The 15,121-nt window shown below is 71.1% G+C and carries 10 protein-coding genes; 6 read left to right on the top strand and 4 right to left on the bottom strand.

From position 1 onward, the window contains the following. Position 1: 1 nt before the first annotated feature. From HNR67_RS07625 to HNR67_RS07610, 4 genes are read left to right on the top strand one after another with little or no spacing between them, the layout of a single operon-like run. Positions 2 to 985 (top strand): carbohydrate ABC transporter permease, encoded by a 984-nt coding sequence (locus HNR67_RS07625; RefSeq protein WP_185001371.1) that lies wholly within the window; start codon positions 2 to 4, stop codon positions 983 to 985. Continuing rightward, the gene (locus tag HNR67_RS07620) at positions 985 to 1,881 is read left to right on the top strand and encodes a carbohydrate ABC transporter permease (protein ID WP_185001370.1); all 897 of its coding nucleotides are present in this window, start codon (positions 985 to 987) and stop codon (positions 1,879 to 1,881) included. Before HNR67_RS07625 ends, HNR67_RS07620 begins: the two co-directional genes overlap by 1 nt. 2 nt (positions 1,882 to 1,883) lie before the next feature. Continuing rightward, entirely contained in the window at positions 1,884 to 3,149 is a 1,266-nt protein-coding gene (locus HNR67_RS07615) for a 6-phospho-beta-glucosidase (protein WP_185001369.1), read from the top strand. Further along, on the top strand, positions 3,146 to 4,201 hold the full coding sequence (locus HNR67_RS07610) for an N-acetylglucosamine kinase (protein WP_185001368.1): 1,056 nt from the start codon (positions 3,146 to 3,148) through the stop codon (positions 4,199 to 4,201). The genes HNR67_RS07615 and HNR67_RS07610 overlap by 4 nt, the downstream gene beginning before the upstream one ends. 46 nt (positions 4,202 to 4,247) lie before the next feature. Here HNR67_RS07610 and HNR67_RS07605 read toward each other — a convergent pair whose 3' ends face one another. Further along, entirely contained in the window at positions 4,248 to 5,138 is an 891-nt protein-coding gene (locus tag HNR67_RS07605) for a hypothetical protein (protein WP_185001367.1), read from the bottom strand. A gap of 145 nt (positions 5,139 to 5,283) precedes the next feature. Here HNR67_RS07605 and HNR67_RS07600 point away from each other — a divergent pair, with 145 nt between their 5' ends. After that, positions 5,284 to 6,084 carry an SGNH/GDSL hydrolase family protein gene (locus tag HNR67_RS07600; RefSeq protein ID WP_185001366.1) on the top strand — a complete coding sequence of 267 codons (801 nt, stop codon included), beginning with the start codon at positions 5,284 to 5,286 and terminating at the stop codon, positions 6,082 to 6,084. A 450-nt stretch (positions 6,085 to 6,534) separates the two neighbouring features. Here the strand turns inward: HNR67_RS07600 and HNR67_RS07595 are convergent, their stop codons facing one another. Both HNR67_RS07595 and HNR67_RS07590 read right to left on the bottom strand, forming a co-directional pair. After that, complete coding sequence (locus tag HNR67_RS07595; RefSeq protein ID WP_185001365.1) at positions 6,535 to 9,345, bottom strand: AfsR/SARP family transcriptional regulator; 2,811 nt, start codon at positions 9,343 to 9,345, stop codon at positions 6,535 to 6,537. Further along, positions 9,342 to 12,161: an AfsR/SARP family transcriptional regulator gene (locus HNR67_RS07590; protein WP_185001364.1), complete on the bottom strand. Its 2,820-nt coding sequence runs from the start codon at positions 12,159 to 12,161 to the stop codon at positions 9,342 to 9,344. The genes HNR67_RS07595 and HNR67_RS07590 overlap by 4 nt, the downstream gene beginning before the upstream one ends. A gap of 150 nt (positions 12,162 to 12,311) precedes the next feature. On the opposite strand from HNR67_RS07590, the gene HNR67_RS07585 reads away from it, so the two are divergent. After that, the gene (locus HNR67_RS07585) at positions 12,312 to 13,403 is read left to right on the top strand and encodes an ADP-ribosylglycohydrolase family protein (RefSeq protein ID WP_185001363.1); all 1,092 of its coding nucleotides are present in this window, start codon (positions 12,312 to 12,314) and stop codon (positions 13,401 to 13,403) included. A 1-nt stretch (position 13,404) separates the two neighbouring features. Here the strand turns inward: HNR67_RS07585 and HNR67_RS07580 are convergent, their stop codons facing one another. Continuing rightward, positions 13,405 to 15,042, bottom strand: a complete 1,638-nt coding sequence (locus HNR67_RS07580) for a hypothetical protein (RefSeq protein WP_185001362.1) — start codon at positions 15,040 to 15,042, stop codon at positions 13,405 to 13,407. Positions 15,043 to 15,121: the final 79 nt, after the last annotated feature.

Raw genomic sequence — 15,121 nt, 5'->3', positions numbered from 1 at the left:
CATGACCGCCACGCTTGAGCGCGCGAGCGCCGCGCGGCCTGCCCCCAACCAGGGGCGGGCCGCGCGGCGGCGCCGGAACTTCCTGACCGTCCTGGGCTTCATGTCCCCGGCGATCATCGGGTTCGCGGTGTTCTTCGGCTACCCGCTGATCGCCACCATCTACTTCTCCTTCACCAGCTACGACCTGATCAACGCACCGGAGTGGCTGGGCTTCGGCAACTACATCCGGATGTTCACCAGCGAGCCGCTGGTGCTCACCGCGATGTACAACACGGCGTGGCTGGTGGTCGTGCTGACCACCTGCCGGGTGTTGTTCGCCCTCGGCGTGGCCATGGTGATCTCGCGGCTCAAGAGCGGGGTCGGTCTGGTCCGCACGCTCTGCTACCTGCCCTCGCTGGCGCCGCCGGTGGCGGCCACGATCACCTTCGCCTTCCTGTTCAACCCGGAGTTCGGGCCGGTCAACAAGTTCCTGCGGTTCCTGGGCATCGACGGCGGACTGTGGTTCTCCGACCCGGACATGGCCAAGCCCGCGCTGACCATCCTGGCCCTGTGGGGCTCCGGCGAGCTGATGATCATCCTGCTGGCCGCGCTGCTGGACGTGCCGCAGGAGCAGTACGAGGCGGCCGAGATCGACGGCGCGGGGCCGGTGCGCAAGTTCCTGCACATCACCCTGCCGACCATCGCGCCGGTGCTGATGTTCAGCATCGTCAACTCGGTGATCTTCGCGCTGCAGTTCTTCACCCAGGCCGTGGTGGCCGGTTCGGTGGCCTCCGGTTCGGCCGAGGTCGCGGGCAACGCCAAGGACATCGGCTTCCCGCAGAACTCCACCCTGACCTTCCCAGTCTGGCTCTACGTCCAGGGCTTCCGCTACTTCAACATGGGTTACGCGGCGGCCATGGCGGTCCTGTTGTTCATCGTCTCCTTCATCTTCACCGCACTGCTGGTGCGGCAGATGCGTCGAGCCTCGCACGTCGAGGAGGGCTAATGACCACCGCGACCGCCACCCGGCCGGCGCACCGCCGGGGACGCAGGCCAGTCAAGCGAAACCCCAACGGGTCCTGGCAGAAAACGCTCTACTGGGTCGCCACGCACAGCATCGGTCTCGCGCTGGCGCTGGCCTTCTCGCTGCCGATCCTGTTCGTCTTCCTGACCGCGGTGATGTCGGACAGCCAGGCGCTGTCCTCCAGCCTGTGGCCGGAGTCCTGGCACTTCGAGAACTTCTTCCGGGTCTTCGACAAGGTGCCGCTGCTGCAGTACACGGTCAACAGCCTGATGTACTCGCTGCTGGCCACCGCTGGCATGCTGATCTCGGCGATCCCGGCCGCCTACGCGCTGGCCAGGCTGAAGTGGAAGGGCCGCAACACGGTCTTCCTGCTGGTGGTCGCCGCGATGATGCTGCCGCCGCAGGTGGTGGCGGTGCCGCTGTACGACATGTGGGTCAAGGCCGGGCTGACCGGCACGCTGTGGCCGCTGATCGTGCCGTATTTCCTCTTCGACGCCTTCAGCGTGTTCCTGCTGCGCCAGTTCTTCCTCACCATCCCGCAGGACTACATCGACGCGGCCAAGATCGACGGCTGCAACGAGTTCACCGCGGTGTGGCGGGTGCTCATCCCCATGTCCCGGCCGGGCATCGCGGCCACCGGGCTGTTCTGCTTCCTCTACACCTGGAACGACTTCTTCGGCCCGCTGATCTACACCGGCGAGAACAAGGACAACTGGCCGTTGTCCCTCTCGCTCGCCTCGTTCCGGGGCCAGCACGCCGTGGAGTGGAACCTGATGATGGCCGCCACCGCGATGATCATGGTCCCGGCCATCGTGTTGTTCCTGTTCGCGCAGAAGTCCTTCGTCCGAGGGATCACCTTCACCGGAGTTAAGGGTTAACGATGAAGCTCACCGTCGTCGGAGGCGGCTCCACCTACACCCCTGAGCTGATCGACGGCATCGCCGGGCGCAGAACGAGCCTGGCGGTGGACGAGATCGTGCTGGTCGACCCGGACGAGCACCGGCTCTCGGTCATCGGCGAGTTCAGCCAGCGGTTGCTCGATCACGCGGGTCACCCGGCCCGGGTCCGCACCACCACGGACCTGGAGTCCGGGGCCGAGGGCGCGGCGGCGGTATTGCTGCAGCTGCGCGTCGGCGGGCAGGCCGCCCGCCGCTCGGATGAGACCTTCCCGCTGGAATGCGGCTGCGTCGGTCAGGAGACCACCGGCGCCGGTGGGCTGGCCAAGGCGCTGCGCACGGTGCCGGTGGTGCTCGACATCGCCGAGCGGGTGCGGAAGGTGACGGGTCCGGACACCTGGATCGTCAACTTCACCAACCCGGTCGGCATCGTCACCAGGGCACTGGTGCAGTCCGGTTTCCGGGCGGTGGGCCTGTGCAACGTGGCCATCGGCTTCCAGCGCTATGTCGGCAAGCTGCTCGGCGCGGCCCCGGAACAGGTGCGGCTTGGCCACGTCGGCCTCAACCACCTGACCTGGGAACGCCAGGTGCTGGTGGACGGCGTGGACGTGCTGCCGCGGCTGCTCTCGGAGTTCGGCGAGGACGTGGCCGCGCACATCGGGCTGCCCGCCGAGCTGATGCGCAGGCTGGGCGTGGTGCCCTCGTACTACCTGAAGTACTTCTACAGCCACGACGAGGTGGTCGCGACCCAGCGCACCGAACCGCCGAGGGCGGAGGTGGTGAGCCTGGTGGAGAAGGAACTCATGGGTGTCTACGCCGACCCGGCCGTGGTCACCAAGCCCGAGGCGCTCTCCCAGCGCGGCGGCGCCTACTACTCCGAGGCCGCCGTCCAGCTCGTGCACGCCCTCACCGGCGGCGAGCAGGGCGAGGAACACGTGGTCAACGTGCAGAACAACGGCACCCTGCCGTTCCTGCCCGACGACGCGGTGATCGAGGTTCCGTCCATTGTGGACAGCAACGGGGCGGTCCCGCTGCCGGTGGCCCCGGTGGAACCGGCCTTCGCCGGCCTGATCAGCCACGTCACCGGCTACGAGTACCTGGCACTGGAGGCCGCGCTGCACGGTGGCCGGGACCGGGTGGCCAACGCACTGCTGGCGCACCCGCTGATCGGGCAGTGGAGCATCGCGGAGAAGCTGGCCGACCAGCTCGTCGCGGAGAACGCCGACCTGCTGCCCTGGGCGAAGGCATGAGCGAGAGACCCGAGATCAGTGATCTCGTCCTGGCCATCGACGGTGGCAACAGCAAGACCGACGTGATGCTGGTGACCCGGGACGGCCAGGTGCTGTCCCGGGTCCGCGGGCCCGGCTCACCGCCGCAGACCGTTGGCATGCAACGCGGTCTGGACACCTTCGAGCGCCTGATCACCGAGGCCGCCCGGCAGGCGGGCTACAGCGGTGAAGCGCCCTTCGCCGCGCACACCTCGGCCTACCTGGCAGGCGCCGACCTGCCGAAGGAAGAGCAGTTCCTGCAGGAGGCGATCACCGCACGGGGCTGGTCGGCCACCACCATGGTGGCCAACGACACCTTCGCGCTGCTGCGCGCTGGCAGCCCGACCGGCGCGGGGGTGGCGGTGGTCTGCGGCGCTGGCATCAACGCCGTCGGGGTGGCCCCGGACGGCCGGGTGCACCGCTTCCCGGCGCTGGGCCGCATCTCCGGTGACTGGGGCGGCGGCGCGCACCTGGGCAGCGAGGCACTGTGGCTGGCGGTGCGGGCCGAGGACGGCCGGGGCCTGCCGACCGAGCTGCTGCCCGCGGTGCTGGCGCACTTCGCGGTGGGCAGCATGCTGGAGCTGATCGAGCGGCTGCACTTCGGCGAACTCTCCGAGGACGTGCTGCACGAGCTGTGCCCGCTGCTGTTCCGGGTGGCCGCGGCCGGCGACGCGGTGGCCGCCGAGGTGGTGGACCGCCTCGCCGAGGAGGTCAGCCTGCTGGCCACGGTGAGCCTGCAAAGCCTTGGCCTGACCGGGGAACCGGTGGACGTGGTGCTCGGCGGCGGGGTGCTCACCGGCGTGGGCGCCACCGTGATCGACGAGGTGGCCCGCCGCTGCAAGGCGGTGGCCCCGCTGGCCACGGTCAGCGTGGTCGAGGTCATCCCGGTGGTCGGGGCGGCACTGGCCGGCCTGGACGCGCTGGGCGCCGACCGGGCGGCGGAAATCCGGCTGCGTGAGTCCTTCCTGGCCCCCGCCACCGATGAGAGCGCTCCAATCGCCGACGGCGACGCCGGGGAACCGGCCGCCGTGTGATGCCGGGTGGTCCCGTCCTGCCCTGGTCGGGACCACCCGGTTTCCCTCAACGCCGGACAACTCTGAGGTAGCCGCCGGCGTTCTCATCGTCGGTGCCCAGCAACAGCTCGGCGCACGAGCTGCTCACACAGGTCACCGCCTCGATCTTGTGTCCCGCATAGGTGCCAAGGCTCTTGGGCTGCTTGGCCACCTCCAGCCGGACCCCGTCCTTGTCGAGTGAAACCCGACCCGCCGAGTACAACGCGGAGTCGAACGGCCCGTCGTCCCCCGGGTCCGAGGCCGAGGAGATGAGCAGCTCCCCGTTGGCCAGGACCGCCAGGTCGGACACGTGCCGCACCTTCGCCTTCGGATAGGGCACCCGGATCTCCGCGCTGCGCTTGGGCCCGAAGGTCAGCTTGGCCAGATCGAACTCGGCCGCGTACAACGTGGCCGGCCTGCTGTCCTGCCCACGATCGGCCCACAGCGCGACGGTCCGCCCACTGACCGAGGCCAGCTGGAAGCTCTCGTAGTCATCCCCCGGCTGCCCCGTGGGCACCTGGAAGGTCCGCAGCACAACGGCTTCACCGCCGCTGACCCGGATCTGGAAGCCCTTGCCCGCGCTGCCCAGCACCAGGAACTCACCGCGCCGCCCCGGCACCGGCTCGATCGATTCCAGGTCGACCGGCAACTCACCCTGCCAGGCCAGCGGCTCGACCTTGGGCGCCTTGCCCGGACTCTGCCGCACCCTGGCGATCCGGTTCTGCCCCGGCTTCTTGTTGTCCCGCACGATCAACGAGTCGATCCGGCCATCCTCGCGGTCCACCACGACCGCGCCACTGACCCCGGACAGGATGTCCACCCCGACCCGCTGCCACGGATCAGCCGGTGCCGCCTGCGCGGCCGGAACCGCGGTGAGCACCCCCAGCACTGCCAACGTCCCGATCACAACCTGGCGCATGCGCCGAAGTCTCATCAGACCCCGCCGCGCCAGGTTCATCCCTTCAGCCCGACCAGCCACAAAACCGGGTATGTTACCGATCGGTAACTGACGCTACCGTAACTGACGGTAGCGTAGGTCGGCTTCGGCTTGTCATGCTGCCAGGATGCACACGCCGCGAGAAGGGGAGGCCGCACCGCGCCTCTGGGGGTCCTACGTCGCCTTGGGCGACAGCTTCACCGAGGGCATGGACGACCCATGGCCCGACGGCAGTTTCCGTGGCTGGGCAGACCGTTTGGCCGCGCACCTGGCCCGCGCCCGACCCCAGCTCCGCTACGCGAACCTCGCGATCCGGGGCAAACTGCTCGGCCAGATCATCGACGAACAACTGCCTGCCGCGATAGACCTGAGTCCGGACCTGGTCACGTTCTGTGCAGGCGGCAACGACATCCTCCGCCCCAGCAGCGACCCGGACGCCCTGGCCGCCCAGTTCGAGGAAGCCACCGCCGAACTCCGCGCCACCGGCGCCGACGTGGTCATCTGCACCGGCTTCGACACCAAAGAAGTCCCGATAATGCGCCGGGTAAGAGGCAAGGTCGCCACCTACAACGCCCACCTGAGGGCGATCGCCGACAAACACAACTGCCACGTGGTCGACCTCTGGTCCATGGCAGTCCTCCAAGACCCCCGAGCCTGGAGCGAAGACCGCCTACACCTCTCCCCAGAAGGCCACGAACGAGTAGCCCTACGGGCGTGCGTCGAGCTGGGCATCCCCGTGACAGCGGACTGGTCAGAACCCTGGCCCGAAGCCCCACCCGCAGATTGGCTGACCTTGCGGCGGGCAGACCTGAAGTGGGCCAAGCAGCACTTCGTTCCCTGGCTTGGCCGCCGTCTGACCGGCAAGTCCTCCGCCGATGGCATCGAACCCAAGCGCCCACAACTAGCGGAACTCTGCGAGAAGCCCTGACCACCACCCACTTGTTGCGAAAGAGGCGTGGCGCGCAGCGACACGGCGGGCCCTTAACCAGCAGCGCGGTACCGATTTTTCGCGTTGCCTTGTCGTGGTCTCGACGCATCCGAAGCTTGCTTCGCGTGCGGCGAGGCCACGACGAGGCGACTTAGAGCGAAAAATCCAGCGCGCGGAGCGCGCCAATAAAACACAGCACACCCGGCATCCGGGGACGCGGATGCCGGGTGTGACGAGTGGGCGGTGAACCTCCCCCAGAAGGCTCCCCCAGTACCGCCGTGCCGGTGGTGCAGCGCGAACCAACCACCGACAGGACTAAGATTTCATGGTCCGCTTGACGGAGCCTAACCGCGAACTAAACGAGATCAGCGGGGCTTGGCGGGTAGCCTCCAGTGTGCCGCCTGAGACGCCGGTGTACCAGGCTTTTGTCGCAGTTGGCGACAAATTGACTCAGCCGAGTTTGGCCAGCCGGTCGCGCAGCACTTCCAGTTCGGGCAGCCGCAGCACCTCGTACAACTCCAGCGAGCGCTGCCAGACCACCCTGGCTCCGGTGGGGTCGCCGCGGGAGATGAGCACCTCGCCGAACTCCATCAGCATCCGGGCTTCCTGCGGCTTGGAGCCGGCGGCCTCGGCGGCGGCCACCGCGTCCCGGTAGTACCGCTCGGCCTCGTCCAGCCTGCCCAGGTCCCGGCTGACATCGCCCATGCCGCCGAGCACGATGGCCATCCGGTCGTTGTTGTTGGAGTCGCGGTAGATGTCCAGTGCCTCGCGCAGGTGCACCAGGGCCTGTTCGTGGTCCTGGTGCCGGATGGCGATCTCGGCCATGTTGGTCAGCGCGATGGGCAGCACGAAGAAGTTGCCGATCCGCCTGCTCAGCTCGATGGCCCGGCGGCAGGACTCGACCGCCTCGTCCTTGCGGCCGGTCTCGTACAGGTACTGGGTCATGTTGCTGGACAGCAACGCCAGCGAGGCCAGGTCGCCGATCTCCTCGGCGATCCGGTACGCGGTGGAGTCGTGGTGCAGGGACAGCTCGGGCAGCCCGCGGCGGCCGTGGATCATGCCAAGGGCGGTGTGGATGCGGACCTCGCCCCACCGGTTGCCGAGCAGCCTGGCGGCCTCCAGGCCGATCAGGTTGACCTTGACCGCGTCCTCCCACGGGAAGCGCGCGTCCAGGTACGGGTTGAGCATGGTCGGCAGCTGCCAGGCTGCCTCGTGCTGGCCGGACTCGTCGGCGAGCACGACCACCGAGGTCAGGTTGGCCCACTCGGCGTCGAAGAAGGCCAGTGCCTGCTGCCGGTCGTTGAGCGTTGGCTGACGCACGTGCGGCCGGGTCAGGCCGGGGCGCAGGTCGTCCAGGATGGGCCGCATCAGCCGCCGGGCCCGGTCGGCCACGACCAGGTAGTAGTCGAGCAGGCCGCGCAGCGCGCCCTCGCGTTCCTTCTCCTCGGTCTCGTTGCGGAACAACGCCCGCGCGTACAGGCGCATCAGGTCGTGCATGGAGAAGCGGTCGACCTCGTGTTCGATCACCAGGTGCGCGGCGGCCAGCGCGCGCAGCGACCGGCGGGCCTGGGCCACCCCGACCTCGGCCATGGTGGCCATCAGGTAGGGCGAGACGTCCCGGCCGGGGTGGCCGCCGAGCAGCCGGAACACGGTGGCGTGCGGTGGCGGCAGGTCCCGGTAGGACAGGTCGAAGGCGCCGCGCACCGAGGTGTCGGTCTCCTCGACGTCCAGCGCGGCCAGCCGTTCGTGCTCGTCGGCGAGTTCCTCGACCAGGTCGCCGACCTCGCGTTCGGGGTTGACCGCGAGCCGGGCGGCGGCGATGCGCAGCGCCAGCGGCAGGTTGCCGCACAGCTCGGCCAGCCGCCGGACCTGGGCCAGGTCGTGCTCGGAGTGCCGTTCGCCGGCCACCCGGTTGATCAGCTGCACGGTGTCGGCCATGGACAGCGTGTCCAGCGGCAGCACCCTGGCCCCGTTGGTCACCACCAGTCCGTCCAGCCGCCGCCTGCTGGTGACCACGGTGAACGCGCCGCTGGTCGGCAGCAGCGGGCGGACCTGGTCGGAGTCGTGCGCGTCGTCGAGCAGCACCAGCATCCGCCGCCCGGCGATGGTGGAGCGGTACAGCGCCAGCCGCTCGTCGAACTCCGCGGGCACCGATTCCGGCCGCACGCCCAGGGCGACCAGGAAGTGCCGCAGCACCTCGGCCGGGTCCACCGGGGCGTGTTCGGGGTCGAAACCACGCAGCGAGGCGTAGAGCTGGCCGTCCGGGAACTCCGCGGCGGCCCGCTGCGCCCAGGTCAGCGCGAGCGCGCTCTTGCCAACGCCAGCGGTGCCCGCCAGCACCGCGATCCGCGGGCCGTCGGCCATTCCGACCAGGCGGTTCAGCCAGGCCAGTTCGGCACTGCGGCCGGTGAACCCGGCGGGCGCCGGCGGCAGCTGCACGGGCACGCTGGGCAGCGCCGAGGGCGGGGCGAGCGCGCGCTGCTGGCTGGCCGGGTCGGGGGCGAGTTCGTCGGTGAGCACCTGGCGGTGCAGTTCCTGCAGGGTCGGGCCGGGGTCGATGCCCAGCTCGTCGACCAGCCGGACCCGGAAGGACTGGTAGGAGCCGAGCGCGTCGGCCCGCCGCCCGCTGCGGTAGAGCGCGAGCACCAGCTGGCCGACCAGCCGCTCCCGGAACGGCTGTTCGGCGACCAGCCGCTGCAGTTCCACCACGACCTCGCCGTGCCTGCCGAGGTCGAGTTCGGCCTGGATCCACTCCTCCACCGCGACCAGCCGCAGCTCCTCCAACTCGGGCGCGACATCGCGCAGCACCTGGGAGGAGGGCACATCGCTGAGGACTGGTCCGCGCCAGAGCCGGACCGCCTCGCTGAGCAGTTCGCGCCGGTGCGCGGCTGGTTCGCCGCGGGCGGCGGTGATCAGCGCGCGGGCCCGGTGCAGGTCGACCAGCCGGGGGTCGGCGCGCAGCAGGTAGCCGGAGGCGTGCGTGATCAGGGTGACCGAACCGGCCGGGTCGGCCTCGGTGAGCACCCGGCGCAGCCGGGAGACGTGCCCGTGCACCACGGTGCGCGCGGTCGGCGGCGGCTCGTCCTCCCACAGCGTGGCCTGGATCCGGTCGTGCCCGACGACCTGGTTGACCTCCAGCGCGAGCAGTGCCAGCAGGCAGCGCGCACCGGCCCTGCCCATCGGCAGCGGGGTGCCGCCGACCACCAGCTCGACCGGCCCGAGCACGCGGAACTCCAACGGCGGCAACAACTCCTGGTTCACGGGCGGCCCTCCAGCACGGCCAGCCTGGCGCGCACGGTCTCGGCCTCACCGCGGTCGAAGGCGTCCAGGATCTCCAGTGCCCGCCGCCACTGCGCGGCCGCGGCCGGGCCGTCCCCGGTGGCACTGGCGACATCGCCGAGGCCACGCCGGGCGAAGGCCTCGGTCCGGTTCATGCCGTGGCTGATGGCCAGGGCGAGCGCGCGCCGGTTGGCCGCGGCCGCGCCCTCCACCTCACCGCGGGCCAGCAGGGCCCGCGCGAGATTGTTCAGCGCGGTGGCCAGGAAGTTGTCGTCACCGATCTCCTCGTCGATGGCCACCGCGCGCTGGAAATAGGTCTCGGCGCGTTCCGGCCTGCCGGAGTCCAGGGCCAGCACGCCCAGGGTGTTGTTGATCGCGGACTCGGCGTGCCGGTCGCCGATCTCCTGGTTGTGCCGGATCGCCTCGGCGGCGGCGATCTCGGCCTCGGGCGCGCGGCGCAGCCAGGCCAGCGCGCCTGCCACGTTGGTGGCTGCCCTGGCGGCGGCGTGCCGGTCCCCGGCCTGGGTGGCCGCGGCCAGCGAGTCCCGGTAGTAGCGCAGCGACTCCTCCCGGCGGCCGAGCCGGTGGGTGGCCGCGCCGAGGCCGTTGAGCATCATCGCCACTCCGGCGCCCTCGCCCGCCGCGGTGGCCGCGGCAAGGCCCAGCTCGTTCACGCTGATCCAGTCCTCCACGCGGTTGCGCACCGCCAGGTAGATGGAAACGGGTCGGGCCAGCAGCCAGGTCTCCCTGGGGAAGCCTTCCTCCCTGGCCAGCCGGATGACCGCGACGGCGTTGGCGCGCTCGGTCTCGAACCAGCGCAGGGCTTCCTCCGCGCTCCAGTCCGGCACGGGATCGGCCTCGCCGCCCGGTGGCAGGCCAAAACCGTGGGTAGATGGACTGAACTTCACCGCGGCGTGCGCGCACCAGCGCCAGTAGTAGTGAATGAGCCTGCGCTGGGCCGCCCGCCTCGCGGTTTCACCCAGTTCGGTGCGGGCCAGTTCGCGGGCGTGCAGCCGGATCAGGTCGTGCAGGGCGAAGCGGTCCCGGCGTGGTTCGGCCAGCAGGTGCGCGGCGGTGAGCCCGCGCAGCGCCCGCCGGGCCGCGGCCGGGGTGGTGCCGGCCAGCGCGGCGACCAGGTCGGGGGTGAGGCTGGGGCCGGGGTGCAGGCCGAGCAGCCGGAACACCGCGGCGGGTTCGGGCGCGAGGTCCCGGTAGGAGATGTCGAAGGCGCCGCGCACCGAGGAGCCGTCCTCCTCCAGTCCGGCCAGCCGGTGCTGCTCATCACGCAGTTCGGCGGCCAGCTTGCCGGGGTTGCCCGCCGCGGCCAGCCGGGCGGCCACCACCCGCAGCGCCAGCGGCAGGTCCCCGCACAGCGCGGCCAGCTCGTCCAGCACCGCGGGGTCGGCCGTACGGGCCTCGCTGGCCAGCAGTGCGACGCCGACCGCGCGGGGCAGCGTGCCCAGGGTGTGGATGCCCGCGCCGTGGCTGACCACCAGGCCGTCCAGCCGCCGCCTGCTGGTGATCAGGGCCAGCGAGCCGCCGCCGGGCGGCAGCAGCGGGCGGACCTGCTCGGAGTCGCGGGCGTCGTCCAGCAGCACCAGCACCCGGCGGCCGGCCAGCATCGAGCGGTACAGCGCCAGCCGTTCGTCGAAGGGCACCGGCACCGCCTCCGCGGCCAGCCCCAGCTCCAGCAGGAACTGCCGGAGCAGCTCGGCCGGGTCGGCAGGCGGGTGCTCGGGGTCGAAGCCACGCAGCGCGCCGAAGAGCACTCCGTCGGCGAAATGCGCTGCGGAACGGCGGGCCCAGGTCAGCGCGAGCGCGCTCTTGCCGATGCCGCCCGCCCCGGCCAGCACCCCGACCGCGGACTCGCCTGCCTGTTCGGCCCGGCTCAGCAGCCCGTCCAGCCAGGACTGCTCCGCGGTGCGGCCGGTGAACCCGGCGGCGGGGGCGGGCAGTTCGGTGGGCGCGGGCGGTGCGCTGGCCTCGCACTCCGGCTGGGCGGCGCACAGCGCTGGATCGTCGGTGCGCACCCGGTCGATCAGGTCGCGCAGCTCCGGCCGCGGGTCGAGGCCGAGCTTGGCGGAGAGGCGTTCCCGGTAGTCCTCGTAGGTGCGCAGCGCCTCGGTGCGGCGGCCGCAGCGGTAGAGCGCGAGCACCGCGTACTCGGCCAGCCGTTCCCGCAGCGGCTCGTCGGCGTGCAGTCGCTGGATCCGCGGCAGCAGCTCCTCGTGCCTGCCGAGGGCGAGCTGGGCGGCGAAGTACTCCTCGGTGACGGTCAGCCGCAGCTCGGTCAGCTCCGGCCGCACCTCCCCTTCCAGCACCGGCGAGCCCAGTCCGCTCAGCGGCTCGCCCCGCCAGAGGTCGAGCACCTGGCCGAGCAGCTCGGCACGCGGGCCTGGTGGCAGGTCGCGGGCGGCCGCGGCCAGCCGGCGCGCCCGGTGCGCGTCGATCAGATCGGGATCCATCCGGAGCAGGTAGCCGGGCGCCCTAGTGTCCAAGGACACAGGCAGCGCCAGCTCGGTGAAGAGTTTGCGCAACCGGGAGACGTAGCCCTGCACGATGGTGCGCGCGGTCGCCGGGGGCCGTCCGGCCCACAGCACCTCGGTGATTCGTTCCGCGCTGACCACCTGTCCCGGCTCTGTCACCAGCGCCGCGAGCAGGCAGCGCACGCCCGCACCGCCCACCGGCACCGATTCCCCGTCCACCACGAGTTCCACCGGCCCGAGCAGGCGGAACCCGACGCGGTTGATCGTCGACCCTGGCAAGCAGGTCTCCGCCACCTTGTCTTCGCGCCGCACGGTGGGCACGTTACGACCTTTCGCCATCCCCTGGGTAAGTAGCGGTACCGCATTCCGTAGTAGTACGGACGACCCGGACGGGGGATCGCTCGTTAGGGTTTCCACAGAGACATTCACCAGAGTCATCCACCCGAGGACGCCGGAGGCGAAGTGCCCGCAGATCCGACGGCGCTCCTGGACCGGGGGGCCGGCTGCCTGCTCGGCGGCGCGGTCGGCGACGCCCTCGGCGCCCCGGTGGAGTTCCTGGCCCGGCCGGAGATCCGCCGCGAGTTCGGTCCCTCGGGCATCACCGACCCGCCGCGACCTGCGCTGATCACCGACGACACCCAGTTGACCCTGTTCACCGCCGAGGGCTACCTGCACGCCTGGGTGCGGGGCAAGCACCGCGGTGTGTGGGGGCCGACCGAGACGGTGTGGCAGAGCTACCGGCGCTGGCTGACCACCCAGCAGCTGGACGGCCCGGCCCCGCTGGCCCGCGGCCTGCTCGCGGACAAGCGGATGTACGCCAGCCGGGCGCCGGGGGTGACCTGCCTGCGGGTGCTGCAGTCGGCCACCCTGCCCAACACCACCAGCGACTCCCGCGGCTGCGGCGGAGTGGCCCGCGCCGCGCCCGCCGGGTTCGCCCCCACCCCGCAGACCGCCTACCAGCTGGGCTGCGAGTTCGCCGCGCTCACCCACGGTCACCCCTCGGGCTGGGCCCCGGCGGGCGCACTGGCCCTGATCGTGCATCTGGTGGCGGTGCGTCAACGCCCATTGGGGGACGCGGTGGACCAGGCCACCGGCCGGGCGCTGCGCGATGACCAGGAGACCGGACTGGCGCTGGCCGCGGCGGCCGCGCTGGCCGCCGCCGACTCCTCGGCCGCCCGCCGGGTGCGCGAGGCCCGTGCCTTCGGCAGGCCGGTGCCCGCGGGTGGTCCGTCGGCGAACTCGGTGGAGAGCCTGGGCGCGGGCTGGGTGGGTCCGGAGGCGCTGGCCATCGCGGTCTACGCCGCGCTGACCCACCGCAGGGCCGAGCAGTTCCCTGACGCGCTGCGGCTGGCCGCCAACCACTCCGGCGACAGCGATTCCACCGCGGCGATCACCGGCAACATCCTGGGCGCGCTGCACGGCACCGCGGTGCTGCCACGGGAGTGGCTGGGCATGCTGGAGCTGTCCGACGTGATCGAGCAGACCGGCCGCGATCTGGCCGCATCCTGTGCCGGGCTGCCCTTCGACGAGGAGCACTACCTGCTGCCGGAGTGAGTCACCTCTTCCGCGGCGGGACCTTGACCTCACGCAGCTTGTCGTACTGGGTCACGCAGGCATCGGCAGGCACGTACGGCGAGCAGCGGCCGTCCGGCATCCGGTTGACCTGGGCCACCCAGGCCAGGAAGCCGACCGAATCGTCGTTGCGCGGCATGTGCCGGTCCGCGATGGCCGACCCGGCCGAGCCGAGCAGCAGCAGCATCGCGGCCAGCAGGCCGATCCGGGCGGGCAGGCCGACCTTGCCGGACAGTGCGAACCGCGGCCGGGGCACGCCGAAGCGTTCCACCGCCAGGAACACCGCGTAGCCGGTGAGCACCAGCAGGCAGTAGAGGATCTCGGCCACCGTGCGCGGGTAGAGCTGCACGGCGTTCTCGGCGTACATCCGGCTGGCGAAGTAGAAGCGCAGCAACCAGGTGCCTGCCAGGCAGGCCACCACCGCGATCACCACGGTCCGGCGCAGCCCGAGGCCCAGCGCCACCGCGAGGCCGATGACCAGCACGATGGTGAACAGGCCGACGCCGCCGAGTTCGCCAAGCGGCGGCCAGACCCCGACCGGGCCCGGCAGGTCGGTGCGCCACATGGAGAAGTAGGCCGGGTCGGTGAAGACGTCGAAGTAGAAGTACTGGTCCTTGGTGCTGCCGGCGCCGCGCAGCAGGCCGTACAGGTGCCTGATGCTGACCAGCGCGAACACCGCGGTGGTGACCGCGACCAGGGCAACCCCCTTGCGCGGGGCCGCCTTCCACGGGAAGACCAGCAGCAGTGCGAGCACCGCGCCCGGCGCGGACCAGACGTACCAGCCGGAGTAGAGCAGGAACAGCAGCCCGAACCCGACGCCGAAGGCCGCACCGCCCAGCAGCAGCTTGCGGTAGCTGGCCTGGTCGGCCCGGCGGACCGTCTGCAGGAAGCGGACCAGCACCGGGATGAACACGACCAGCGCCAGGTTGGCGTAGGGCTTGTGCGGGTCGATCAGCGGCAGCGTGGAGACCACGCCGATGCCCAGTGCCCAGCCGGGCCGCAGCACCAGCCGCCAGGCCAGGTAGGCCAGCGGCGCGAACAGCGCGACGCCGATGATCTGCACGTCCTGCAACGCGAACCCGGCCGGTTCGCCGGTCAGCCAGGTCCAGCCCGCGAGGGCGTAGACCGACAGCGGCGGGTAGTTGCTCGGCATCGACTCGCCGCGGAGCAGGCCCTCGGCCCAGCGGATCAGCACGCCGGAGTCGCCGTGGTTGGCGTGCAGTGCCCAGGAGGTGCCGCGCAGCGCGACCAGCACGCCGCCCGCGACCAGGCCACCGGCCAGGCCGGAGATGGCGGCGGTGGCCAGCCTGCCGGCCAGCGCCACCCCGGCGCCCTGGCGGATCCGCGCGGCCAGCAGCACCACGGCGATGAGCACCAGGCCGAGCAGCACGAACCGGAACTGGAGTCCGGCCAGGCCGCTGACCTGGCCGAGCCGGTCCAGCGGATCGACGTCGATGGTGCCGCTCCAGGCCAGGAAAATCGCCAGCGCGACAAAGGCGACGACAATCTCCAGTAGTGGCGCTATCCACCTGGAAGTGGAGCGATTACCGGGCGTCACCGGAGTGCTTTCGAGCGTGACGGTCTGGTTGTCGAGCGGCCGCTCGACCGTATGGCTGGACACAGCTTTCCCCCAAAAGAAAGTCCAGGCCAGGCTACAGGACCTTTGTGGTTAACCACCACTGATGAATGGGAAACCACAA

The sequence above is a fragment of the Crossiella cryophila genome (assembly GCF_014204915.1).
Classification (GTDB): Bacteria; Actinomycetota; Actinomycetes; order Mycobacteriales; family Pseudonocardiaceae; genus Crossiella; species Crossiella cryophila.
This window is presented reverse-complemented; position numbering and strand designations above follow the sequence as displayed.

Bases quoted from the DNA above. Each gene is read 5' to 3' on its own strand.
- HNR67_RS07625 (WP_185001371.1), top strand. From the start codon at position 2: ATGACCGCCACGCTTGAGCGCGCGAGCGCCGCGCGGCCTGCCCCCAAC.
- HNR67_RS07620 (WP_185001370.1), top strand. From the start codon at position 985: ATGACCACCGCGACCGCCACCCGGCCGGCGCACCGCCGGGGACGCAGG.
- HNR67_RS07615 (WP_185001369.1), top strand. From the start codon at position 1,884: ATGAAGCTCACCGTCGTCGGAGGCGGCTCCACCTACACCCCTGAGCTG.
- HNR67_RS07610 (WP_185001368.1), top strand. From the start codon at position 3,146: ATGAGCGAGAGACCCGAGATCAGTGATCTCGTCCTGGCCATCGACGGT.
- HNR67_RS07605 (WP_185001367.1), bottom strand. From the start codon at position 5,138: ATGCGCCAGGTTGTGATCGGGACGTTGGCAGTGCTGGGGGTGCTCACC.
- HNR67_RS07600 (WP_185001366.1), top strand. From the start codon at position 5,284: ATGCACACGCCGCGAGAAGGGGAGGCCGCACCGCGCCTCTGGGGGTCC.